The following is a 19,625-nucleotide window of genomic DNA, read 5'->3' as shown; positions in this document are numbered from 1 at the left end:
TTATGAAACACGTCGCCCGCAAACGCTTCGGCCAAAACTTTTTACACGACAAATACGTCCTCTCCAGCATCACCGAGGCGATCGCCCCGGCGGCGGACGACACGATGGTCGAGATCGGGCCCGGCCTGGGCGCGATGACCGAGCAGCTGATGCGCACGCTGGACAAGATGCACGTGGTCGAGCTCGACCGCGACCTGGTGGCGCGGCTGGAGAAGACCTACAACCCGGCCAAGCTGACCATCCACGCCGGCGACGCGCTCAAGTTCGACTTCGGCAGCATTCCGGTGCCGGCCGGGCGCAAGCTGCGGGTGGTGGGCAACCTGCCGTACAACATCTCCAGCCCCTTGCTATTCCACCTGGCGACGTTCGCGCCGCAGGTGCAGGACCAGCATTTCATGCTGCAGAAGGAAGTGGTGGAGCGCATGGTGGCCGAGCCGGGCAGCAAGACCTACGGGCGGCTGTCGGTGATGCTGCAATGGCGCTACGACATGTCGCTGCTGTTCGTGGTGCCGCCGGAGGCGTTCGATCCGCCGCCGAAGGTGGAGTCGGCGATCGTGCGCATGATCCCGGTGGCGCAGCCGCTGGCGTGCGACGGCGCCAAGCTGGAGGCGGTGGTGCTGAAGGCGTTCTCGCAGCGGCGCAAGGTGATCCGCAACTGCCTGGCCGGCATGTTCACCGAGGCGCAGATCGTCGAGGCCGGCATCGACCCGACCATGCGGCCCGAGACGGTGGGCCTGGCGCAATACGTGGCGCTGGCCAACCTGCTGTAAATCAATTTGGGGTCAAGTCTGACATTCGGACACGAGCTCTGCCGTAGTGCGCGCACTACGGCAGAGCTCGTGTCCGAATGTCAGACTTGACCCCAAATTGGCAAAAAAAAAGCCCGCTGGTGAAAGCGGGCTAAATCCAATTCCTTTGCAAGAAGTGGAGGAGACAGCTGCAGTATGCTGCGGCGCGGCATATAACGCAAGTTTATTTTTCGAATATCGCACATCACGATAACGCATAACTCGCCGCCGCGCCGCGCATCGCGCGCGGCGCCTTCCCCGCTTACTTGCAGCTCAGCAGCAGGTTGCTGACGTTGCTGCCGTTGATGACGCCGGTGTTGTTGGTCAGCGTGCAGCTGATGTCGTCCGGCTTCGACAGGATGGTCACGCCGTAGGCCGCGCCGTCCGCCACGGCGGTGGGGAGCAGGAACTCGCCCTTGCCCAGCGTGGTGTCGGTGGCGCTGGCGCTCGACACCGAGACCTGGCCGCCGGTCGAACCGTTCACCAGCACCACCACGCGCGGCGCGGCGGCCGTGGTGGCGGTGGCGGCGGTCGGGAGCAGGCCGGTGAACTGGCCGCCCACCGTGTAGCTGTTCTGCACGCAGCGGATCGCCACGGCGATCGACACCGTGTGGCCGGCCGAGCCGGAGGCGCCCGAGACTGGCGCGCAGGTCTGGTGCGCCGGGTTGGTCAGCACGGTGACGTTGTACTCGGTGCCGTAGGAAATCTGCTTGGGCATCACGAAGCTGGTGGCGCCGGACGGCACCGGCAGCGTGTCGCTGCCGTTGGCCAGCACCAGGCCGCTGTTGTTCAAGCCGTCGATGGTGCCCTGCACGGCGAATTGGGCCTTGCCGCCGCAGGCGGACAGGGCGGCGGCCAGCGTCAGCGCCGCAACGGCGCTCAAAGTCGGATATTTCATGGTGTACTCCAAAAAGAGGCGGGCGCGCCGGCCGTCGCGACGACGGCCGGCGCCGGAATTAATTGCAGGTGACGACCAGGCCGAGGAAACCGCCGGCCGGCATCGTGCTGGTGGGGTTGCTGACCGTGCAGACCTGGGCGACCGGGTCCGTGGGCTGGGTCAGCACGGTCACACCGTACGGCGAGCCGTCGCCGACCTTGCTCGGGAATTCGAAGCTGACCTTGTCGCCGGCGGTGGCCGGCGGCGGCACGGTGACCAGGTCGGCGCCGTTGGCCAGCACCAGGCTCTTGCTGCGCAGGCCGCTCACGGTGCCGCCCAGCGTCCACGGATTGGTCGCGCAGCTAAAGCCGATCTGGTACGAGGTGTAGGCGTTGGCCTTGCCGACGTTGGAGGTGCCGACCGGCGTGCACTTGGCGCCGGTGGGCGGGGTGTCGATCTCGATGTCGAACTCTTCGTCGACCGCGGCCAGGCGGGTGAACACGAAGCTGGTGCTGTTGGCCGGAATGGCCAGCCGTTCATTGGTCTTCTTGTTGATCAGGACCAGGTCGGGCTTGGTCAGGCCGGTGATGGTGCCCGACAGGGCCAGGTTGCCGTTGCCGCCGCCGCAGGCGTTCAGCAGGGCGGCGCACACCAGGGCGAGGCCTGAACGCAGATACACACTTTTCATAAAAATCTCTCTCCAAATCGAATAGGGCCGGCAACACTCGGGTGCAGCATCTTACACGGAATGGGCCGTATTTTAGTGCATTTGCTAAGCCCGGGGCCGCCGAGCGATGTAACAGCTTGTGACACCCGGGGCCGCGCCAGCGCTCAGCGCACCTGCGCCACCGCGCAGCGCGAGCGCTTGCCGTCGAGCCGGCAGCTGTTGCGCACCCGGCCCGCAAGGTCGTGCACCTGCACCAGCCAGCGGTCCGCGTCTTCGCGCTCCATGGTCATGTAGCCGTAGCCGTCGACCCAGGAGCTGAACTGTTCGACCCGCGCGCCCGGCGCCGGCGTCACGCCGTCCGGCAGGCGCTCGGGCAGCGGCACGGTGTCCTCGGCGGTGCCGGAAAAGCCGGAGATGAACTGGCTCGGATGGCCGCTGTCAAAGCTCAGTTGTTCCCACAGGTGCACATGGCCCGACAGCATGGCCTGGACCGGCTCGGGCAGCAGCTGCGGGTTGAGCGAGCCGAACGCTTGCTGCAGGCCGGCGTCGCCCGGCAGCAGCCGCACCGAGCCGTCGGCGCGGCGGTCGGCGCCCATGCCCAGCAGCGGATGGTGGGCGATGCCGATGTTGCGCGGCGCCTGGCGCGCCAGCGCGTCGAACCGGCGGTACAGCGCGCGGTAGCTGTCGTAGCCCGGCTCGCCCGGCTTGAAGCCCTTCCACGTGGTGTTGGCGGTGTCGAGCACCAGCAGCTGGGTGTCCTGGCCGATCGGCACGGCGTAGGGCTCGCTGTAGTTGCCGAGCGCGTCGTCGGCGGCGGCGTTGCAGTCGCGTCCGGGCAGCAGCGGGCGCGGATCGAGCAGGCGCCAGTAGCCCTGGCCGCCGCGCAGGCAGTTCTCGTGGTTGCCGCGCGCCATGATCCACGGCGCCGCCCGCAGCAGCGCCGCGCCGGGCGCGAAGAAGTCGGCGTCCCAGGCGTCCCAGCCGTAGCCCCAGGGACTGCCGGCGCAGCCGGCGTCGCCGTCCGGGCAGGCGTTTTCGCGGTAGTGGTAGTCGCCCACGTGGATCACCAGCTCCGGGCCCCACGCGGCGGCCGCGGCCGCGATGGCGGCGAACGGATAGTCGGCCGCGCGGTTGCAGGCCTGGTAGCTGTGGCTGCTCTTTTGCAGGCGGCAGCCGGTGTCGCCGATGACCACGATGCGGCGCGGCGCGGCCGGCGGCAGCGGCAATGTCCGGCCCAGCACGCTGGCCTGGGCGTAGCTGCCGGCGGCCGGCAGCGCGGCCTCGCAGGTCAGCAGCGGGAAGGCGGCCGGCTTGGAATCGGCCGGCGCCGACGCCGTGGCGCGCAGCGGCAGCGTGGCGGCCGGCGCGCGCAAGGCCATCGGCTGGACGCGGCCGTCGATGGCGATGGCGGGGCAGGCGGGGGCGTCGATCAGCACGCGCGCGACGGCGGCGCCGCCTTCGCCCAGCACCACGAAGGAGGTGAAGGCCGGCGGCTGGCCGACGGTGGCGCAGCCGGCCAGCAGGGCGGCAGGCAGGGCGATGGACAGGGCGGCTGACAGGGCGGCTGCCGGCGGCGCACGGCGGCGCACGGTTGCGAGGATGGTCAAGGGCACGGGGTCTCCAGCGGGGCAATCCGATAATTTACCACGCCGTCGCCGGGCGGCAATCGGTGCGACAATACGCAGATTCCACAACCACCGACCGTAAGCCACCATGACCCCACGCCGCCCGCACGCCCTGCTGTTCGACCTTGACGACACCCTGTGGCCGATCGCCCCGGTGATCGCGGCGGCGGAAACCAGCTGGCACGCCTGGCTGGCCGAGCACGCGCCCGAGGTGACGCGGCGCTACTCGGTCGAGGCGCTGCGCGCGCGCCGCGCGGCCCTGCTGGAACAGCAGCCCGAGCTGGTGGTGGACCTGTACCGGCTGCGCCGCCTGACGCTGGAGCAGGCCTTCGCCGAGGCCGGAGCCGACGCCGCCCACATCGACGGCGCCATGCGCCACTTCCACGTGCAGCGCAACGCCGTCACGCCGTTCGGCGAGGTGCCGGCCGCGCTGGCGCAGCTGCAGGCCATGCTGCGCCTGGGCGTGGTCACCAACGGCAACGCCGACCTTGAAGTCATCGGCCTGCACCACCATTTCGACACCGTGCTGGCCTCGGCGCGCTTCGGCCGCGCCAAGCCCGACCCGTCCATTTTCCTGGCCGCCTGCGAGGCCATGGGCGTGGCGCCGCGCGACGCGGTCTACGTCGGCGACGACCTGCGGCTGGACGTGCAGGGCGCGCAGGGCGCCGGCCTGCGGGCGGTGTGGATGAACCGCCGGGGCGCGCAGCACGAGGCCGGCATCGCGCCGGACGCCACCTGCGCCAGTTTCGATGAACTTCTGGCATGGGTTCGTGCGCAAATGCAGCATTGATGCCACGCGGCGGCCCCCGTCCGGCGCGGAGCGTGCATAATATGCAGAAATACCATCAGTGAATGACCATGCAACTCGATACACGCGCACAAACCTTGCTCAAGGCCCTAGTCGAACGCTACATCGCGGACGGCCAGCCGGTGGGCTCGCGCGCCTTGTCCAAGATCTCCGGGCTGGACCTGTCGCCGGCCACCATCCGCAACATCATGGCCGACCTGGAGGAACTGGGCTATGTCGCCAGTCCCCACACCTCGGCCGGCCGGGTGCCGACGCCGCGCGGCTACCGCATCTTCGTCGACACCCTGCTCACCGTGCAGCACCTCGACGAGCAGTCGGTGGAGGGGCGCATGCGGCTGCAGGCGCCGCAGCCGCACAAGATGATCGCCAACGCGGCGCAGATGCTGTCGTCGCTGTCGCAGTTCGCCGGCGTGGTGCTCAGCCCGCGGCGCGAATCGGTGTTCCAGCAGATCGAGTTCCTGCGGCTGGGGGAGAAGCGCATCCTGCTGGTGATCGTCGGCCCGACCGGCGACGTGCAGAACCGGCTGCTGCTGACCGACGTCGACTACAGCCCGGCGCAGCTGGTGCAGTCGGCCAACTACATCAACCAGAACTACGGCGGCCTGGCGTTCGACGAGGTGCACACGCGGCTGCACAGCGAGGTGCGCCAGCTGCGCGACGACATGGGCCGGCTGATGCAGGCGGCGGTGGAGGCGGGCAGCGAGGCGATGGCCGACAGCTCGGACGACATGGTCATCTCGGGCGAGCGCAACCTGCTGTCGGTGAGCGACCTGTCGTCCAACATGACGTCGCTGCGGCAGATGTTCGACATGTTCGAGCAGAAGACCGGGCTGATGCAGCTGCTCGACGTGTCGAGCAAGGCCAGCGGGGTGCAGATCTACATCGGCGGCGAATCGAGCCTGGTGCCGATGGACGAGATGAGCGTGGTGACCGCGCCGTACACGGCCAACGGCAAGATCGTCGGCACGCTGGGCGTGATCGGGCCGACGCGCATGGCCTACGAGCGGGTGATACCGATCGTCGACATCACGGCCAAGCTGCTATCGAACGCGCTCAGCCATAATTGACCGTCAAGGGCGGTGCGGGCAGGCGGTCTTGGTGCAGTTGCCGTAGATGGCCAGCGCGTGCTCGGCGATCTTGAAGCCGCGCTCCTTGGCCACCAGCTGCTGGCGCGTCTCGATTTCCTCGTCGAAGAATTCCTCCACCCGGCCGCAGTCCAGGCACACCAGATGGTCGTGGTGCGAGCCCTCGTTCAATTCGAAGATGGCCTTGCCGGTCTCGAAGTGATTGCGGTTGAGCAGGCCGGCCTGCTCGAACTGGGTCAGCACCCGGTACACGGTCGCCAGGCCCACGTCCATATTGTCGGACAACAGGATCTTGTACACATCCTCGGCGGTCAGGTGGCGCACTTCGCTATTCTGGAAGATGTCCAGGATTTTGAGGCGGGGCAGCGTGGCTTTGAGGCCGCTGGCCTTCAGATCGGTGGGATTGTTGCTCATGGTGGCGACTCTTAATGGTGGTTGGCGATTGCTAGGCGACAGTTTAACGCACTCCGGCTGCCACCGCACCCTCCGCGCCGCGCGGGCCGGCCGGCGTGAAATTTACATTTGCAATGTTTTACAATTATTCTTTATAAAACAAGGACATAGTCGCCGATTTGCTGGATAATGCCATCTCTCCGAGTGCCCGCGCAGCCCCATGTCGCACCTTGTGCTTTATGATATAGCGTTTTTCGGCACTTCCGCTCGATCAGATTGAGGACAACCATGCGCGTCACCCAGGCTTTATCGCAGTCTTTGTTGCACCGTTTCACCCGCCGCGCGCCGCTGCTGGCCGGCGCCGTATGCATCGCGCTGGCCGCGGGCGGCTGCGCGTCCAACACCACGCTGGGCGAGAAATCGACCGACGTGAAGGAAACCGGCATCACGCTCGACGCCAACAAGGGTGCGCAGACGACCACCATCACCAAGCTGCAGAAGTTCATGTGGTTCTTCTCGCCCTACCGTCCCGACATCCAGCAGGGCAACTTCGTCTCCGAGGAAATGCTGTCCCAGCTCAAGACCGGCATGACGCGCGAACAGGTGCGCTTCATCTTCGGCACCGCGCTGCTGGCCGACCCGTTCCACGCCGACCGCTGGGACTACGCGTTCCGCATGGCCAAGGGCAACGGCGAACTCACCACCAGCCGCGTGATCGTGTTCTTCGACAAGGACGGCAAGGTGGCGCGCTGGGAGGGCGGCAACCTGCCGACCGAAAAAGATTACATCGCCCGCATCGCCGGCCCGGCGCCCAAGGTCAAGAAGGACCTGAACACGCCGGACGCGCGCCCGGTCGGCAACACCTCGCCGATTCCGGCCGGCGCCGACAATTCCGCCGCCGCGCCGGTCGGCGTGACGGTGAACAACGACAAGAAATAAGCACGAGGACAGCAGCATGACCAACCTGAACATCGCCATCGCCGGCGCCGGCGGCCGCATGGGCCGCATCCTGATCGAAGCGGTGCTCGACGCGCCCGACGCCCGCCTGTCCGGCGCGCTGGACCGCGCGGGCTCGGCCAACATCGGCAGCGACGCCGCCGCCTTCCTCGGCAAGCCGGCCGGCGTGGCGGTGGAGTCCGACCTGGCCAAGGGCCTGGCCGGCGCGCAGTTCCTGATCGACTTCACCCGCCCCGAGGGCACGCTGGAGCACCTGGCCTATTGCGCCGAGCACGGCATCAAGATGATCATCGGCACCACCGGCTTCGACGAGGCGGGCAAGGCGGCGATCGCGGCGGCGGCCAAGAAGACCGCCATCGTGTTCTCGCCCAACTTCAGCGTCGGCGTCAACGTCACGCTCAAGCTGCTGCAGCAGGCGGCCAAGGCGCTGGCGGTCGGCTACGACATCGAGGTGATCGAAGCCCACCACCGCCACAAGGTCGACGCCCCGTCCGGCACCGCGCTGAAGATGGGCGAAGTGCTGGCCGACGCGCTGGGCCGCGACCTCAAGGATTGCGCGGTCTACGCGCGCGAAGGCGTGACCGGCGAGCGCGACCCGTCGTCGATCGGCTTCGCCACCATCCGCGGCGGCGACATCGTCGGCGACCACACCGTGCTGTTCGCCGGCACCGGCGAGCGCATCGAGATCAGCCACAAGTCCAGCAGCCGCGTGACCTACGCGCACGGCTCGCTGCGCGCCTGCCGCTTCCTGGCCGACAAGGCCACCGGTCTGTACGACATGAACGACGTGCTGGCGCTGAACTGATGACGGCCAACCACTTCACCCTGGCCAGCTACTGGGAGCAGGGCGACGCCATCAGCCACATCGTGGCGCTGGTGTTGCTGGCGATGTCGCTGGTGAGCTGGTTCTTCATCCTGTCCAAGGCGTATGCCGCGTGGCGCATCCGCCGCAGCGCGCCGGCCGTGCAGGCGTTCTGGGAGGCGCCGTCGATGCAGGACGGCGTGGCCGCGCTGAGCCTGGCCGATCCCGAGCAGGTCTTCCTGCCGCTGGTCCAGCAGGGCGCGGCGCAGCTCAAGGCCGGCGGCCGCGTGTCGCTGGGCGGCGAGATGGGCCACGCCGCGCAGGTGACGCGCGTGCTGCGGGTGGCGATCCAGCATTCCACCAACCGCCTCGAGGGCGGGCTGACCCTGCTGGCCTCGATCGGCGCCACCGCGCCGTTTGTCGGGCTGCTGGGCACGGTGTGGGGCATCTACCACGCGCTGGCCAATGTGTCGGCCAGCGGCACGGTGCAGATCGACAAGGTGGCCGGCCCGGTGGGCGAGGCGCTGATCATGACCGCCATCGGCCTGACGGTGGCCATCCCGGCCGTGCTGGCGTATAACGGATTCAACCGCGTCAACCGGCTGACCCTGGCCGAGCTGGACGCCTTCGCGCACGATCTGCACGCCTACCTGACTAAGGGCGGGGGTCAAGTCTGACATTCGGACACGACCTCAACAGTAGGCGCGCGCCTACTGTTGAGGCCGTGTCCGAATGTCAGACTTGACCCCATTATTGGGAGCTAGCATGAGTTTTGGTGCATTCAACCACCACCGCAATCCGGGCCCGATGGCCGATATCAACGTCACGCCGATGGTCGATGTGATGCTGGTGCTGCTGGTGATCTTCATCCTCAGCGCGCCGATGTTCACCAACGCCGTCAAGCTGGACCTGCCGAAGGCGCAGGCGCAGGCCAATCCGCAGCAGGCGGCCACGGTCACGCTGGCTATCGACGGCGCCGGCAAGATATTCTGGAACAACGATCCGGTCGAGCTCAGCGTGCTGGAGGCGCGCCTGGTGGAGGCGGCCAAGCTGGAGCCGCAACCGGAGCTGCAGCTGCGCGCCGACAAGGACACCCGCTACGAAGTGGTGGCGCAGGTGATGGCCGCCGCGCAATCGAATGGCTTAACGAAATTGGGGTTCGTGACGGACCCGAGGAAAGAGAAAAAATAATGGCAACCGCAGAACTGAACGGCGCGGCGATCACCGATTTCGCCAGCTTCCACGCCGCCTGCAAGGCCGCGCTGGGCTTCCCCGACGGCTACGGCAACACCATGGACGCCTGGGTCGATTGCCTGAGCTACCTGCGCGACGAGGAAGGCATGAGCAAGTTCCGCCTGAAGCCGAACGAGGTGCTGGACATCGTCATCACCAACGCCGAGGCCATGCAGGCCGCCGTGCCCGACATCCTGGAAGAGGTGACCTACTGCGTGGCCGGCATCAACGAGCGCTACGAGGACTACGGCGAGAAGCCGGCCCTGAAGCTTACGCTGCGCTGACCACGCCGGCCGGCACCGCGTTCGGGATCTGCGACTTGGCGCCGGTCTCGCCGGGGGCCAGCGTCAGCACCTCGAAGCCGGTGTCGGTCACCAGCACCATGTGCTCCCATTGCGCCGACAGCGATTTGTCGCGCGTCTCGACGGTCCAGCCGTCGTTCAATTCCTTGGTGGCCGCCTTGCCGGCATTGATCATCGGCTCGATCGTAAACAGCATGCCCGCCTTGAGCACCACGCCCTGGCCCGGACGGCCATAGTGCGCCACCTGCGGCTCGTCGTGGTAGACCAGGCCGATGCCGTGGCCGCAGTAATCCAGCACCACGCTGTAGCCGGCCTTCTCTGCCACGGTCTGGATCGCGAAGCCGACGTCGCCCAGGGTGGCGCGCGGCTTGACGGCGCGGATGCCGGCCCACATCGCCGCATAGGTGGTCTCGACCAGCTTGCGGGTGGCCTTGGACGGCTCGCCGACGTAGTACATGCGGCTGGTGTCGCCGTGCCAGCCATCCTTGATGACGGCGACGTCGAGGTTGATGATGTCGCCATCCTTGAGGATGTGGTCGTCCTTCGGAATGCCGTGGCACACCACATGGTTGACCGAGCTGCACACGGTGGCCGGGAAGCCGCCGTAGCCCACGTTGGCCGGAATCGCCTGCTGCACGTTGACGATGTAGTCGTTGCACAGCTTGTCGAGGTAGGCGGTGCTGACGCCGGCCTTGACGTGCGGCGTGATCATGGTCAGCACGTCGGCCGCCAGCTGGGCGGCGACGCGCGCCTGGACGATTTGCTCGGGCGACTTGATCAGATTGGCGTTTCGGCGGGACATGGTGCGACCTCTTTCATTTTCGGAGGCGCGTATACTGCCACATCTGCTAGCGCACCGCTGCCAAATCGAAATGAGGGTTGTCGATCAGGCAAAGCAGATTGCCGAGCGGATCGGCCAGTTCCACCGTCTTGATGTGCTCGCCGACGTCCTGGATCGCGCCGTGCACGGTGGCGCCCAGCGCGACGATGCGGTCCACTTCGGCGGCGATGTCGTCCACGCCCCAGTAGACCATGCTGCCGGTCTGGCCGGGCTTGCCGTCCGGGATCAGGCCCAGCTCGAAGCCGCCGATGTTGAAGCCGACGTAGAACGGCTGGTCGAAGTAGGGCGCCGCGTCGAACACCTTGCTGTACCAGGCCTTGGCGGCCGCCAGGTCGGCCACCGGATAGGCCACGGTGCGTAATCCCTTGATCATGCTTGTCTCCACTGAGATGTTGAAAACATTATCTTGGCACACCGGCAGCGGATGCGATTGTAAAAATGGAAGCTAGGCCGCCAGCAGGAAGCGCTCCGGCGCGCTGCCGGCGAATTCCTGGAAATCGTGGATCAGGTGCGACTGGTCGAAATAGCCGCAGTCCAGCGCCAGTCGCGCCCAGTCCGGCGACGGCGAGGCCTTGAGCGCGGCGGCGGCCCGGCGGAAACGGCTGATGCGCGCATACAGTTTGGGCGAGAGTCCGACCCGCGCACGGAACAGCATCGCCAGGTGCTGGCGCGATACACCGAGCTGCGCCGCCAGTAGTTCGATGCGCAGCATGCCGCCGCTGGCGTCCAGCGCGGCCAGGGCTTGGTGGATCAAACGCTCGCCCGCGTCGCCGGGTATGCCGATGTCTCGCGCGGCCGCCGTGCGTGCCGTGGTCGCGTCGCCGGCATCGCGCAGCCGCTGCAGCAGTTGATGCTCGATCAGGGCGATGCGCTCGCGGTCGGACAGCTCGCAGGTCCACAGGGCGTCGGCCAGCCGCTCGGCATCGCTGCGGCCCCATAGCTGGTCGATATCGGCGCGCTGGTCGGTGAGCGCGTGCAGCGGCGCGGCCAGGAAGGTGCCCGCAGCGCCGGGCTTGAAGCGCACCGCCACCGTGCGCAGCGGCCCGCCGCTGGCGACCAGGATGGCGCTGCTCATCATGCCGACCGCGAAGCCGGGTTGGCCGCCGTCCTGCCAAAGAATATCGACGCAGTTATCCGGCAGCACCCGGTGCGTATGCGCGCCGCCGGGCGCGCGGGCGGCCCACATGCACTCGACGTGCGCGGCCAGCGCCGGATGGGGAGGATATTCGCGGTAGTACATCCGCACAGTATACCTTTGCGCCGAACCAACTTTGGGGTCAAGTCTGACATTCGGACACGAGCTCTTCCGCAGTATGGCCGGGGCCGTGTCCGAATGTCAGACTTGACCCCCTGGGTTATAATGTCCGGTTCATATACACTTATTGGCCGCACACCATCATGCAAGATAAATATAGTCCCGCTGACGTAGAAAAAGCCGCTCAATCGCACTGGAAAGCCATCGACGCCTACAAGGCCGTCGAACACGACCCGCGTTTCCCGAAAGGGAAGTATTACGCCTGCTCGATGCTGCCTTATCCATCGGGCAAGCTGCACATGGGTCACGTCCGCAACTATACGATCAATGATGTGATGTACCGCTACCTGCGCATGAACGGCTACAACGTGCTCATGCCGATGGGCTGGGATGCGTTCGGCATGCCGGCGGAGAACGCGGCGATGGCCAACAACGTGCCGCCCGCGCAGTGGACCTACTCCAACATCGCCCACATGCGCGAGCAGATGGAGTCGATGGGCCTGGCGATCGACTGGTCGCGTGAAATGACCGCGTGCAAGCCGGAATACTACAAGTGGAACCAGTGGATGTTCCTGAAGATGCTGGAAAAGGGCATCATCTACAAGAAGACCGGCACCGTGAACTGGGACCCGATCGACCAGACCGTGCTGGCCAACGAGCAGGTGGTCGACGGCCGCGGCTGGCGTTCCGGCGCGCTGATCGAAAAGCGCGAGATCCCGATGTACTACGCCCGCATCACCGACTACGCCGACGAGCTGCTGGCCTATGTCGACGACAAGCTGCCGGGCTGGCCCGAGCGCGTGCGCACCATGCAGACCAACTGGATCGGCAAGTCGACCGGCGTGCGCTTCGCCTTCCCGCACCAGATCAAGGGCGCTGACGGCCAGCTGATCCAGGACGGCAAGATGTACGTCTTCACCACCCGTCCGGACACCGTGATGGGCGTGACCTTCTGCGCCGTGGCGGCCGAGCATCCGCTGGCGATCCACGCCGCGCAGACCAATCCTGAGCTGGCCGCGTTCAACGCCGAGTGCAAGCTGGGTTCCGTGATCGAAGCCGACATGGCGACGATGGAGAAGAAGGGCATGCCGACCGGCTTGTTCGTCACCCATCCGCTGACCGGCGAGCAGGTCGAGGTCTGGGTCGGCAACTACGTGCTGATCACCTACGGCGACGGCGCCGTCATGGGCGTGCCCGCGCACGACGAGCGCGATTTCGCCTTCGCCAAAAAATACAATCTGCCGATCAAGCAGGTCATCAAAGCCGAGGGCAAGGAATTCTCCACCGACGCCTGGCAGGAATGGTACGGCGACAAGGATGTCTCGATCGTCACCAACTCCGGCAAGTACGACGGCCTGCGCTACGCGGAAGCCGTCGACGCGGTGGCCGCCGACATGGCAGCCAAGGGCCTGGGCGAGAAGAAGATCACCTTCCGCCTGCGCGACTGGGGCATCTCGCGCCAGCGCTACTGGGGCACGCCGATCCCGATGATCCACTGCGGCGATTGCGGCGTGGTGCCGGTGCCGGAAAAAGACTTGCCGGTGGTGCTGCCGGAAGACTGCGTACCCGATGGTACCGGCAACCCGCTGAACAAATACGAGGCCTTCCTCAAGTGCGACTGCCCGCAGTGCGGCAAGCCCGCGCGCCGCGAGACCGACACGATGGACACCTTCGTCGATTCGTCGTGGTACTACATGCGCTATACCTCGCCGGGTTCGGACAAGATGGTCGACGAGCGCAATGACTACTGGATGCCGATGGACCAGTACATCGGCGGCATCGAGCACGCCGTCATGCACCTGCTGTACGCGCGCTTCTGGACCAAGATCATGCGCGACTTCGGCCTGGTCAAGTTCGACGAGCCGTTCGTCAACCTGCTCACGCAGGGCATGGTGCTCAACGAGACCTACTACCGCGAAGACGCCGCCGGCAAGAAGACCTGGTTCAACCCGGCCGACGTCGACCTGACCTTGGACGACAAGGGCCGCCCGCAAGGCGCGGTCTCGAAGGCCGACGGCCAGCCGGTGAACATCGGCGGCACCGAGAAGATGTCGAAGTCGAAGAACAACGGCATCGATCCGCAAGCGCAGATCGAGCAGTACGGCGCCGACACCGCGCGCCTGTTCACGATGTTCGCCTCGCCTCCTGAGCAAACGCTGGAATGGTCGGGCAGCGGCGTCGAAGGCGCCAACCGCTTCCTGCGCCGCGTATGGGGCTTCGGCTACGCGCAGCGCGACGCCATCGCCGCCATCGGCGCGCCGCTGACCGCGTCCGCCACCACCGACGCGGGCAAGACCCTGCGCCGCGAACTGCACAAGGTGCTGCAGCAGGCCGACTACGACATCAAGCGCATCCAGTACAACACCGTGGTATCGGCCTGCATGAAGATGCTCAACACGCTGGAATCGGCCAAGGATGCGGATGCCGCGTCGCTGTCCGAAGGCTATTCGATCTTCCTGCGCCTGCTGAACCCTGTCGCCCCGCACATCACCCACGTGCTGTGGGAGGAACTGGGCTACGCCAAGGCGCACGGCGACATCCTCAACGTGCAGTGGCCGCAGGTTGATCCGGCCGCGCTGGAGCAGTCCGAGATCGAGATGATGATCCAGGTGAACGGCAAGCTGCGTGGCAGCGTGGTCGTGGCCAAGACCGCCGACAAGGCGAGCATCGAGGCGGCGGCATTGGCCAACGAGGCGGTGCAGAAGTTCATCGAAGGCACGCCGAAGAAGGTCATCGTGGTGCCGGGCAAATTGATCAACATCGTGGTTTAACTGGGTTCAAACATGCTGACTACTTCCGAGTTGTTCCGGCGCGGCCGGCTGGCCGCCGCGGTGCTGGCCGTGGCGCTGACCGTGTCGGCCTGCGGCTTCCATCTGCGCGGCGACGGCGGCCACTACACGCTGCCGTTCCCGACGATGTATGTCGGACTGCCGGAAGCGTCGCCGCTGGCCATCGATTTGAAGCGCAACATCCGCGCCAACGGCGGCACCACCGTCGTCAACGCGGCCAAGGATGCCGATGGCGTGATCGAGGTGCTGTCCGACCCCGAGAAGACCCGCACCAAATCCATTTTGACGCTGAACCGCAATGGCCGCGTGAGCCAGTACCTGCTGTCGTATAACATCGTGTTCCGCGTCTTGGACAAGCAGGGCAAGGAGCTGCTGGGGCGCACGCAGATCCTGCTGACCCGCCCCATCGACTTCAACGAAACCCAGTTGCTGGCGAAGGAACAGGAAGAAGCGCTGCTGTACAAGGACATGCAGACGGACCTGGTGCAGCAGATGATGCGCCGTATCGCGGCCATCAAGCCGCAGCAGGTGTCGCTGCCGCCGCCGGCGTCGCCGACGCCGTCCGTGCCCGCCGTGCCTATCCAGTAAGGGCGCGCGATGCAATTGCGGTTAGAAGCGCTGGACGGCCATTTAACGAAATCGTTGTCCCAGCTGTACGTGATCACCAGCGACGAGCATCTGCTGGCGCTGGAGGCCGCGGACAAGATCCGCAAGGCGGCGCGCGCGCAAGGCTATTCCGAGCGCGACGTGCTGACCGTGGAACGCAGCTTCAAGTGGGGCGAACTGCTGGCGTCCAACCAGGCGCTGTCGCTGTTCGGCGACAAGAAGCTGATCGAGCTGCGTATCCCGACCGGCAAGCCGGGCAAGGATGGCGGCGCGGCGCTGCAGAATTATGTGAAGGATTTAAGTCCGGACAATCTGACCCTGATCACGTTGCCCAAGCTGGATTGGCAAACGCAGAAGGCGGCGTGGGTCGCCAGCCTTCAGCAGGCGGCGGTGTATATCGACATCGCGCAGATTGAACGGGCGCAGTTACCCAATTGGATAGGCCAGCGCCTTGCCGCACAAGGGCAAAGCGCGGATAGACAGAGCATCGATTTCATCGCCGATCGCGTTGAAGGCAATCTGCTTGCGGCCCATCAGGAGATACAGAAGTTGGCCTTGTTGCACGAGCCGGGCAAGCTGACCTACGAGCAGGTGCACGATGCGGTGCTGAACGTGGCGCGTTACGACGTGTTCAAGCTCAGTGAAGCGATGCTGTCGGGCGATCCGGCGCGTCTGGTGCGCATGCTGGAAGGCTTGAAGGGCGAGGGCGAGGCGCTGCCGCTGGTGCTGTGGGCCGTGTCGGAGGAGATCCGCACGCTGCTCAAGCTGAAGGCGGGCATGGCGCAGGGCCGTCCACTGGGAGCGCTGCTCAAGGAGTATCGCATCTGGGGACCGAAGGAACGCATGATGGAGCCGGCGCTGCGCCGCATCTCGCTGCCGGTACTGGAAGCGGCGATGAAGGACGCGGCGCAGGTCGACAAGATGATCAAGGGCTTGCGCGCCAAAGCGCACGCCGGCGACGCGTGGGACGCGATGCTGCAACTGGCGTTGAAAGTCGCACGCGGCGGATAGGAAAGCTACCGATGGATATCAAGCATTACATGGAACAACTGGGCCAGCAGGCGCGCAAGGCATCGCGCGCCATGGCCCGCGCCGACAGCGCCACCCGCAACCGCGCGCTGACGCTGATCGCCGACGCGATCGAGCGCGACGCCGCCCAACTGCGCGCCGCCAATCAGCTGGACATGGAAGCGGCGGCCGCCAACGGCCTGGCCCCGGCCATGCTGGACCGCCTGGCGCTGTCCGACAAGGCCATCGCGACGATGGTGGAAGGTCTGCGCCAGATCGTCGCGCTGCCCGATCCGATCGGCGAAATCTCGGGCCTGAAGTTCCGCCCGACCGGCATCCAGGTCGGCCAGATGCGCGTGCCGCTGGGCGTGATTGGCATCATCTACGAATCGCGCCCCAACGTGACGGTGGACGCGGCGGGCCTGTGCATCAAGAGCGGCAACGCCACCATCTTGCGCGGCGGCTCGGAAGCGATCCACTGCAACCGCGCGCTGGCGAAACTGGTCAAGGAAGGCCTGCTGGGCGCCGGCCTGCCGGAGGACGGCGTGCAAGTGGTCGACACCACCGACCGCGCCGCCGTCGGCGCGCTGATCACCATGCCGCAGTATGTGGACGTGATCGTGCCGCGCGGCGGCAAGGGCCTGATCGCGCGCCTGATGGCCGAGGCGACGGTGCCGATGATCAAACACCTGGACGGCATCTGCCACGTCTACATCGACGCCAAGGCCGACATGAAGAAGGCGGTGGACATCGCGTTCAACGCCAAGTGCCACCGCTACGGCACCTGCAACACCATGGAAACGCTGCTGGTGGCGCGCGCCATTGCGCCGGCCGTGCTGCCGGAACTGGCCAAGCTGTACGCGACCAAGCAGGTGGAGCTGCGCGCCGATCCCGAGGCGATGGCGATCCTGTCCGCCGCCGGCTATCCGCACCTGGTGGCCGCCGTCGAGGAAGACTGGTCGACCGAATACCTGGCCGCGATCCTGTCGGTGAAGATCGTCGACGGCATCGACGAGGCGATGGAGCACATCAATCATTACTCGTCCAAGCACACCGAGGCCATCGTCACCGAAGACCATACGGACGCGATGCGCTTCCTGCGCGAAGTCGATTCGGCGTCGGTGATGATCAACGCCTCGACGCGCTTCGCCGACGGTTTCGAGTACGGCCTGGGCGCGGAGATCGGCATCTCCAACGACAAGCTGCACGCGCGCGGCCCGGTGGGACTGGAAGGTTTGACTTCGCTGAAGTACGTCGTGTTCGGTCACGGCGAAATCCGTCAATAAGGAGACCTATGCTCTGGATTAAAGCGCTGCACATTTTCTTCGTGATCTCCTGGATGGCCGGCGTGTTCTACCTGCCGCGCATCTTCGTCAACCTGGCGATGGAGACCGACAAGGCCACCACCGCGCGCCTGCTGGTCATGGCGCGCAAGCTGTATCGTTTTTCGATGTGGCTGTCGGTGTTCGCGGTGGTGTTTGGCGCTATCCTGGTGTGGATGCAGTACGGCGCGCAGATGCCGCACTGGCTGCACGCCAAGCTGTTCTTCGTGGTGCTGGTGATCGGTTATCACCATGCCTGTGGCCCCATCCTCAAGAAGTTCGAGAAGGGCGTCAATACGCGCAGCCACAAGTGGTTCCGCGTGTTCAATGAGCTGCCGGTGGTTATGCTGCTGGCGATAGTGCTGCTGGTTGTGGTCAAACCCTTCTGATCGGAGTGTCATGAGTAAAGTCTGCCAGTATTTTTTCGCCGCCCATTCGCCGTGGACGTATCTGGGCCATGAGCGTTTTGTCGCCATGGCGCGTCAGCATGGCGTGCAAATCGACATGCGCCCGGTCGACCTGGGCAAGGTGTTCGGCGTGTCCGGCGGCCTGCCGCTGGCCAAGCGCGCGCCGCAGCGCCAGGCCTACCGCCTGGTCGAACTGACGCGCTGGTCGGAGTTCCTCGGCATTCCGCTGAACGTGCAGCCGAAGTTTTTCCCGGTGTCGCCGGAGCTGGCCAACCGCATGCTGATCGCCGCGCGCCTGACGCATGGCGTGGACGTGGCGCTGTCGTTGTCGCTGGCGGTGATGCGCGGGCTGTGGGCAGAGGATAAAAACATCGGCGACGAGGAAACGCTGGCGCAGATCGCCGGCAGCCTTGGCCTCGATGGCAAGGCGTTGATCAAGTCGGCGGAGACGGCCAGCGTGCAGGCGGAGTACGACCGCAATACGGAAGACGCAACGGCGGCCAGCGTGTTCGGCTCGCCGTGGTATGTGTTGGATGGAGAGAGTTTCTGGGGCCAGGACCGCCTGGACTTCCTGGAACGGGCAATGCAGAAGTAAATCGCGCCGCGCCACTCGGGCGGCGCGCAATTTTTTTAACGGACAAAAGGTACACCTATGGCATCCTATTTTTGCCCATGCCCGCGCGGCATGGAAGCGGCGCTGGCCGAAGAACTGGGCGAGATCGCCCAACTGAGCACCACCCTCAAGGTGCACAACCAGGTCCCGGGCGGCGTGCACTGCTCCGGTGAGCTGCTCGATTCCTACCGCATCAACCTGCACTCGCGCATCGCCTCGCGCGTGCTGATGCGCATGGCCGTCACCGGCTACCAGAACGAGAACGACATCTACGACCTGGTGCTGGCGCAGCCGTGGGAAGACTGGTTCACCTACGACCACACCATCCGCGTCGACGTCACCGCCGTGAAGTCCCCGCTGAAAAGCCTGGAGTTCACCACACTGAAAATCAAGGATGCGATCTGTGACCGCTTCCGCGACCAGTTCAACAAGCGTCCTTCGGTCAACACCAAGGAACCGGACATGCGCATCGTCGGCTTCCTCGACGCGCGCCAGTTCATCATCTACCTCGACACCTCGGGCGAGGCGCTGTTCAAGCGCGGCTGGCGCGAAGAGACGGGCGACGCGCCGCTGCGCGAGAACCTGGCCGCCGGCCTGCTGCGCGTGTCGGGCTGGAAGCCGGGCATGCCGCTGTTCGACCCGATGTGCGGCTCCGGCACCATCCTGTGCGAAGCGGCGCAGATGGTGCAGGGCATCCCGCCGGGCGCGCGCCGCCGCTTTGCCTTCGAAGCCTTCAACGACTTCGATCCGGCGCCGTGGAACGAGATGAAAAATTCGATCAAGGCCAATCCGCTGCCGGAATCGCCGACCATCTTCGGCTCCGACATCTCGGGCGACATGGTGGCGATGACGCGCCATAACCTCAAGTGCGCCGGCATCATGTTCGACGTGCCGCTCAAGCAGATCGAGGCGCAGGAGGTGAAGGCGCCGACCGAGCAGCCGGGCATCCTGCTGACCAATCCTCCGTACGGCGAGCGTATCGGCGTGCGCGGCGACAGCTCGCTGCCGGAGGACGAACTGGCGACCAGCTTCTACTCGGCGCTGTCGACCACCCTCAAGCAGCGCTTCGCCGGCTGGACGGTGTTCCTGTTCACGGCGGACCTGGGCCTGCCCAAGCTGCTGCGCCTGAAGGAATCGCGCAAGACGCCGTTCTTCAACGGCGCGCTGGAATGCCGTTTGTTCCGCTTCGATATGGTGGCCGGATTCAACCGCCGCGAAGCGGCCAAGCCGAAGGAAGTCTAAGCAGT

At 65.9% G+C, this 19,625-nt stretch carries 22 protein-coding genes; 15 read left to right on the top strand and 7 right to left on the bottom strand.

The features are described 5' to 3' along the window. Nucleotides 1-2: 2 nt before the first annotated feature. Nucleotides 3-770, top strand: a complete 768-nt coding sequence (gene rsmA / locus AC07WS_RS27315) for a 16S rRNA (adenine(1518)-N(6)/adenine(1519)-N(6))-dimethyltransferase RsmA (RefSeq protein WP_494732097.1) — start codon at nucleotides 3-5, stop codon at nucleotides 768-770. A gap of 280 nt (nucleotides 771-1,050) precedes the next feature. Here rsmA and AC07WS_RS27310 read toward each other — a convergent pair whose 3' ends face one another. The 3 genes from AC07WS_RS27310 to AC07WS_RS27300 all read right to left on the bottom strand — a co-directional run bounded on the left by AC07WS_RS27310 (nucleotide 1,051) and on the right by AC07WS_RS27300 (nucleotide 3,939). Further along, complete coding sequence (locus AC07WS_RS27310; RefSeq protein ID WP_494732096.1) at nucleotides 1,051-1,686, bottom strand: hypothetical protein; 636 nt, start codon at nucleotides 1,684-1,686, stop codon at nucleotides 1,051-1,053. Nucleotides 1,687-1,744: 58 nt separating this feature from the next. Beyond that, nucleotides 1,745-2,353, bottom strand: a complete 609-nt coding sequence (locus AC07WS_RS27305) for a hypothetical protein (protein ID WP_494732095.1) — start codon at nucleotides 2,351-2,353, stop codon at nucleotides 1,745-1,747. A 143-nt stretch (nucleotides 2,354-2,496) separates the two neighbouring features. Further along, a complete protein-coding gene (locus AC07WS_RS27300) occupies nucleotides 2,497-3,939 on the bottom strand; it encodes a metallophosphoesterase family protein (RefSeq protein ID WP_494732094.1) in 1,443 nt (480 codons plus the stop codon). Nucleotides 3,940-4,045: 106 nt separating this feature from the next. On the opposite strand from AC07WS_RS27300, the gene AC07WS_RS27295 reads away from it, so the two are divergent. Both AC07WS_RS27295 and hrcA read left to right on the top strand, forming a co-directional pair. Next, a complete protein-coding gene (locus tag AC07WS_RS27295; protein WP_494732093.1) occupies nucleotides 4,046-4,747 on the top strand; it encodes an HAD family hydrolase in 702 nt (233 codons plus the stop codon). 68 nt (nucleotides 4,748-4,815) lie between these two features. Next, nucleotides 4,816-5,832, top strand: a complete 1,017-nt coding sequence (gene hrcA / locus AC07WS_RS27290; RefSeq protein WP_494732092.1) for a heat-inducible transcriptional repressor HrcA — start codon at nucleotides 4,816-4,818, stop codon at nucleotides 5,830-5,832. Between the two features lie 3 nt (nucleotides 5,833-5,835). Here hrcA and fur read toward each other — a convergent pair whose 3' ends face one another. Then, entirely contained in the window at nucleotides 5,836-6,264 is a 429-nt protein-coding gene (gene fur / locus AC07WS_RS27285; protein WP_494732091.1) for a ferric iron uptake transcriptional regulator, read from the bottom strand. A 267-nt stretch (nucleotides 6,265-6,531) separates the two neighbouring features. On the opposite strand from fur, the gene AC07WS_RS27280 reads away from it, so the two are divergent. From AC07WS_RS27280 to AC07WS_RS27260, 5 genes are all read left to right on the top strand, one after another. Then, nucleotides 6,532-7,182 carry an outer membrane protein assembly factor BamE gene (locus AC07WS_RS27280; protein ID WP_494732090.1) on the top strand — a complete coding sequence of 217 codons (651 nt, stop codon included), beginning with the start codon at nucleotides 6,532-6,534 and terminating at the stop codon, nucleotides 7,180-7,182. 16 nt (nucleotides 7,183-7,198) lie between these two features. Continuing rightward, nucleotides 7,199-8,005 carry a 4-hydroxy-tetrahydrodipicolinate reductase gene (gene dapB / locus AC07WS_RS27275; protein WP_494732089.1) on the top strand — a complete coding sequence of 269 codons (807 nt, stop codon included), beginning with the start codon at nucleotides 7,199-7,201 and terminating at the stop codon, nucleotides 8,003-8,005. Beyond that, nucleotides 8,005-8,679 (top strand): MotA/TolQ/ExbB proton channel family protein, encoded by a 675-nt coding sequence (locus AC07WS_RS27270; protein ID WP_494732088.1) that lies wholly within the window; start codon nucleotides 8,005-8,007, stop codon nucleotides 8,677-8,679. The genes dapB and AC07WS_RS27270 overlap by 1 nt, the downstream gene beginning before the upstream one ends. Nucleotides 8,680-8,767: 88 nt before the next feature. Continuing rightward, nucleotides 8,768-9,193, top strand: a complete 426-nt coding sequence (locus AC07WS_RS27265) for an ExbD/TolR family protein (RefSeq protein ID WP_494732087.1) — start codon at nucleotides 8,768-8,770, stop codon at nucleotides 9,191-9,193. Beyond that, nucleotides 9,193-9,519 carry a barstar family protein gene (locus AC07WS_RS27260; RefSeq protein ID WP_494732086.1) on the top strand — a complete coding sequence of 109 codons (327 nt, stop codon included), beginning with the start codon at nucleotides 9,193-9,195 and terminating at the stop codon, nucleotides 9,517-9,519. Before AC07WS_RS27265 ends, AC07WS_RS27260 begins: the two co-directional genes overlap by 1 nt. Here AC07WS_RS27260 and map read toward each other — a convergent pair. From map to AC07WS_RS27245, 3 genes are all read right to left on the bottom strand, one after another. Further along, nucleotides 9,506-10,339, bottom strand: coding sequence for a type I methionyl aminopeptidase (map, locus tag AC07WS_RS27255; protein WP_494732085.1), 834 nt, complete (start codon nucleotides 10,337-10,339; stop codon nucleotides 9,506-9,508). The genes AC07WS_RS27260 and map overlap by 14 nt on opposite strands. Nucleotides 10,340-10,385: 46 nt before the next feature. Next, nucleotides 10,386-10,751 carry a VOC family protein gene (locus AC07WS_RS27250; RefSeq protein ID WP_494732084.1) on the bottom strand — a complete coding sequence of 122 codons (366 nt, stop codon included), beginning with the start codon at nucleotides 10,749-10,751 and terminating at the stop codon, nucleotides 10,386-10,388. Nucleotides 10,752-10,823: 72 nt separating this feature from the next. Next, nucleotides 10,824-11,618 (bottom strand): AraC family transcriptional regulator, encoded by a 795-nt coding sequence (locus AC07WS_RS27245; protein ID WP_494732083.1) that lies wholly within the window; start codon nucleotides 11,616-11,618, stop codon nucleotides 10,824-10,826. A gap of 158 nt (nucleotides 11,619-11,776) precedes the next feature. Here AC07WS_RS27245 and leuS point away from each other — a divergent pair, with 158 nt between their 5' ends. From leuS to AC07WS_RS27210, 7 genes are read left to right on the top strand one after another with little or no spacing between them, the layout of a single operon-like run. Continuing rightward, nucleotides 11,777-14,404: a leucine--tRNA ligase gene (leuS, locus tag AC07WS_RS27240; RefSeq protein ID WP_494732082.1), complete on the top strand. Its 2,628-nt coding sequence runs from the start codon at nucleotides 11,777-11,779 to the stop codon at nucleotides 14,402-14,404. A gap of 12 nt (nucleotides 14,405-14,416) precedes the next feature. Then, on the top strand, nucleotides 14,417-15,010 hold the full coding sequence (locus tag AC07WS_RS27235) for an LPS-assembly lipoprotein LptE (protein ID WP_117014112.1): 594 nt from the start codon (nucleotides 14,417-14,419) through the stop codon (nucleotides 15,008-15,010). A 9-nt stretch (nucleotides 15,011-15,019) separates the two neighbouring features. Then, nucleotides 15,020-16,039, top strand: coding sequence for a DNA polymerase III subunit delta (gene holA / locus AC07WS_RS27230; protein ID WP_494732081.1), 1,020 nt, complete (start codon nucleotides 15,020-15,022; stop codon nucleotides 16,037-16,039). A gap of 11 nt (nucleotides 16,040-16,050) precedes the next feature. Then, nucleotides 16,051-17,322 carry a glutamate-5-semialdehyde dehydrogenase gene (locus AC07WS_RS27225; protein WP_494732080.1) on the top strand — a complete coding sequence of 424 codons (1,272 nt, stop codon included), beginning with the start codon at nucleotides 16,051-16,053 and terminating at the stop codon, nucleotides 17,320-17,322. 8 nt (nucleotides 17,323-17,330) lie between these two features. Further along, nucleotides 17,331-17,747: a CopD family protein gene (locus AC07WS_RS27220; protein ID WP_494732079.1), complete on the top strand. Its 417-nt coding sequence runs from the start codon at nucleotides 17,331-17,333 to the stop codon at nucleotides 17,745-17,747. Nucleotides 17,748-17,757: 10 nt separating this feature from the next. Continuing rightward, the gene (locus AC07WS_RS27215; RefSeq protein WP_494732078.1) at nucleotides 17,758-18,360 is read left to right on the top strand and encodes a 2-hydroxychromene-2-carboxylate isomerase; all 603 of its coding nucleotides are present in this window, start codon (nucleotides 17,758-17,760) and stop codon (nucleotides 18,358-18,360) included. A gap of 57 nt (nucleotides 18,361-18,417) precedes the next feature. Next, nucleotides 18,418-19,620, top strand: coding sequence for a THUMP domain-containing class I SAM-dependent RNA methyltransferase (locus AC07WS_RS27210; RefSeq protein ID WP_373886732.1), 1,203 nt, complete (start codon nucleotides 18,418-18,420; stop codon nucleotides 19,618-19,620). Nucleotides 19,621-19,625: the final 5 nt, after the last annotated feature.

The organism is Duganella sp. GW821-FHT01E12 (assembly GCF_059422325.1).
Note: the sequence above shows the minus strand (reverse complement) of the source record. Positions and strands in the feature narration are given on the sequence as shown.

What these genes read in the sequence shown, in the direction of transcription:
- AC07WS_RS27220 (WP_494732079.1), top strand. Translation starts at nt 17,331, where the DNA reads ATGCTCTGGATTAAAGCGCTGCACATTTTCTTCGTGATCTCCTGGATG.
- AC07WS_RS27310 (WP_494732096.1), bottom strand. Translation starts at nt 1,686, where the DNA reads ATGAAATATCCGACTTTGAGCGCCGTTGCGGCGCTGACGCTGGCCGCC.
- AC07WS_RS27295 (WP_494732093.1), top strand. Translation starts at nt 4,046, where the DNA reads ATGACCCCACGCCGCCCGCACGCCCTGCTGTTCGACCTTGACGACACC.
- hrcA (WP_494732092.1), top strand. Translation starts at nt 4,816, where the DNA reads ATGCAACTCGATACACGCGCACAAACCTTGCTCAAGGCCCTAGTCGAA.
- fur (WP_494732091.1), bottom strand. Translation starts at nt 6,264, where the DNA reads ATGAGCAACAATCCCACCGATCTGAAGGCCAGCGGCCTCAAAGCCACG.
- AC07WS_RS27225 (WP_494732080.1), top strand. Translation starts at nt 16,051, where the DNA reads ATGGATATCAAGCATTACATGGAACAACTGGGCCAGCAGGCGCGCAAG.
- AC07WS_RS27210 (WP_373886732.1), top strand. Translation starts at nt 18,418, where the DNA reads ATGGCATCCTATTTTTGCCCATGCCCGCGCGGCATGGAAGCGGCGCTG.
- AC07WS_RS27280 (WP_494732090.1), top strand. Translation starts at nt 6,532, where the DNA reads ATGCGCGTCACCCAGGCTTTATCGCAGTCTTTGTTGCACCGTTTCACC.
- AC07WS_RS27305 (WP_494732095.1), bottom strand. Translation starts at nt 2,353, where the DNA reads ATGAAAAGTGTGTATCTGCGTTCAGGCCTCGCCCTGGTGTGCGCCGCC.
- dapB (WP_494732089.1), top strand. Translation starts at nt 7,199, where the DNA reads ATGACCAACCTGAACATCGCCATCGCCGGCGCCGGCGGCCGCATGGGC.
- AC07WS_RS27260 (WP_494732086.1), top strand. Translation starts at nt 9,193, where the DNA reads ATGGCAACCGCAGAACTGAACGGCGCGGCGATCACCGATTTCGCCAGC.
- map (WP_494732085.1), bottom strand. Translation starts at nt 10,339, where the DNA reads ATGTCCCGCCGAAACGCCAATCTGATCAAGTCGCCCGAGCAAATCGTC.
- AC07WS_RS27265 (WP_494732087.1), top strand. Translation starts at nt 8,768, where the DNA reads ATGAGTTTTGGTGCATTCAACCACCACCGCAATCCGGGCCCGATGGCC.
- AC07WS_RS27235 (WP_117014112.1), top strand. Translation starts at nt 14,417, where the DNA reads ATGCTGACTACTTCCGAGTTGTTCCGGCGCGGCCGGCTGGCCGCCGCG.
- AC07WS_RS27250 (WP_494732084.1), bottom strand. Translation starts at nt 10,751, where the DNA reads ATGATCAAGGGATTACGCACCGTGGCCTATCCGGTGGCCGACCTGGCG.
- AC07WS_RS27215 (WP_494732078.1), top strand. Translation starts at nt 17,758, where the DNA reads ATGAGTAAAGTCTGCCAGTATTTTTTCGCCGCCCATTCGCCGTGGACG.
- AC07WS_RS27245 (WP_494732083.1), bottom strand. Translation starts at nt 11,618, where the DNA reads ATGTACTACCGCGAATATCCTCCCCATCCGGCGCTGGCCGCGCACGTC.
- rsmA (WP_494732097.1), top strand. Translation starts at nt 3, where the DNA reads ATGAAACACGTCGCCCGCAAACGCTTCGGCCAAAACTTTTTACACGAC.
- leuS (WP_494732082.1), top strand. Translation starts at nt 11,777, where the DNA reads ATGCAAGATAAATATAGTCCCGCTGACGTAGAAAAAGCCGCTCAATCG.
- AC07WS_RS27270 (WP_494732088.1), top strand. Translation starts at nt 8,005, where the DNA reads ATGACGGCCAACCACTTCACCCTGGCCAGCTACTGGGAGCAGGGCGAC.
- holA (WP_494732081.1), top strand. Translation starts at nt 15,020, where the DNA reads ATGCAATTGCGGTTAGAAGCGCTGGACGGCCATTTAACGAAATCGTTG.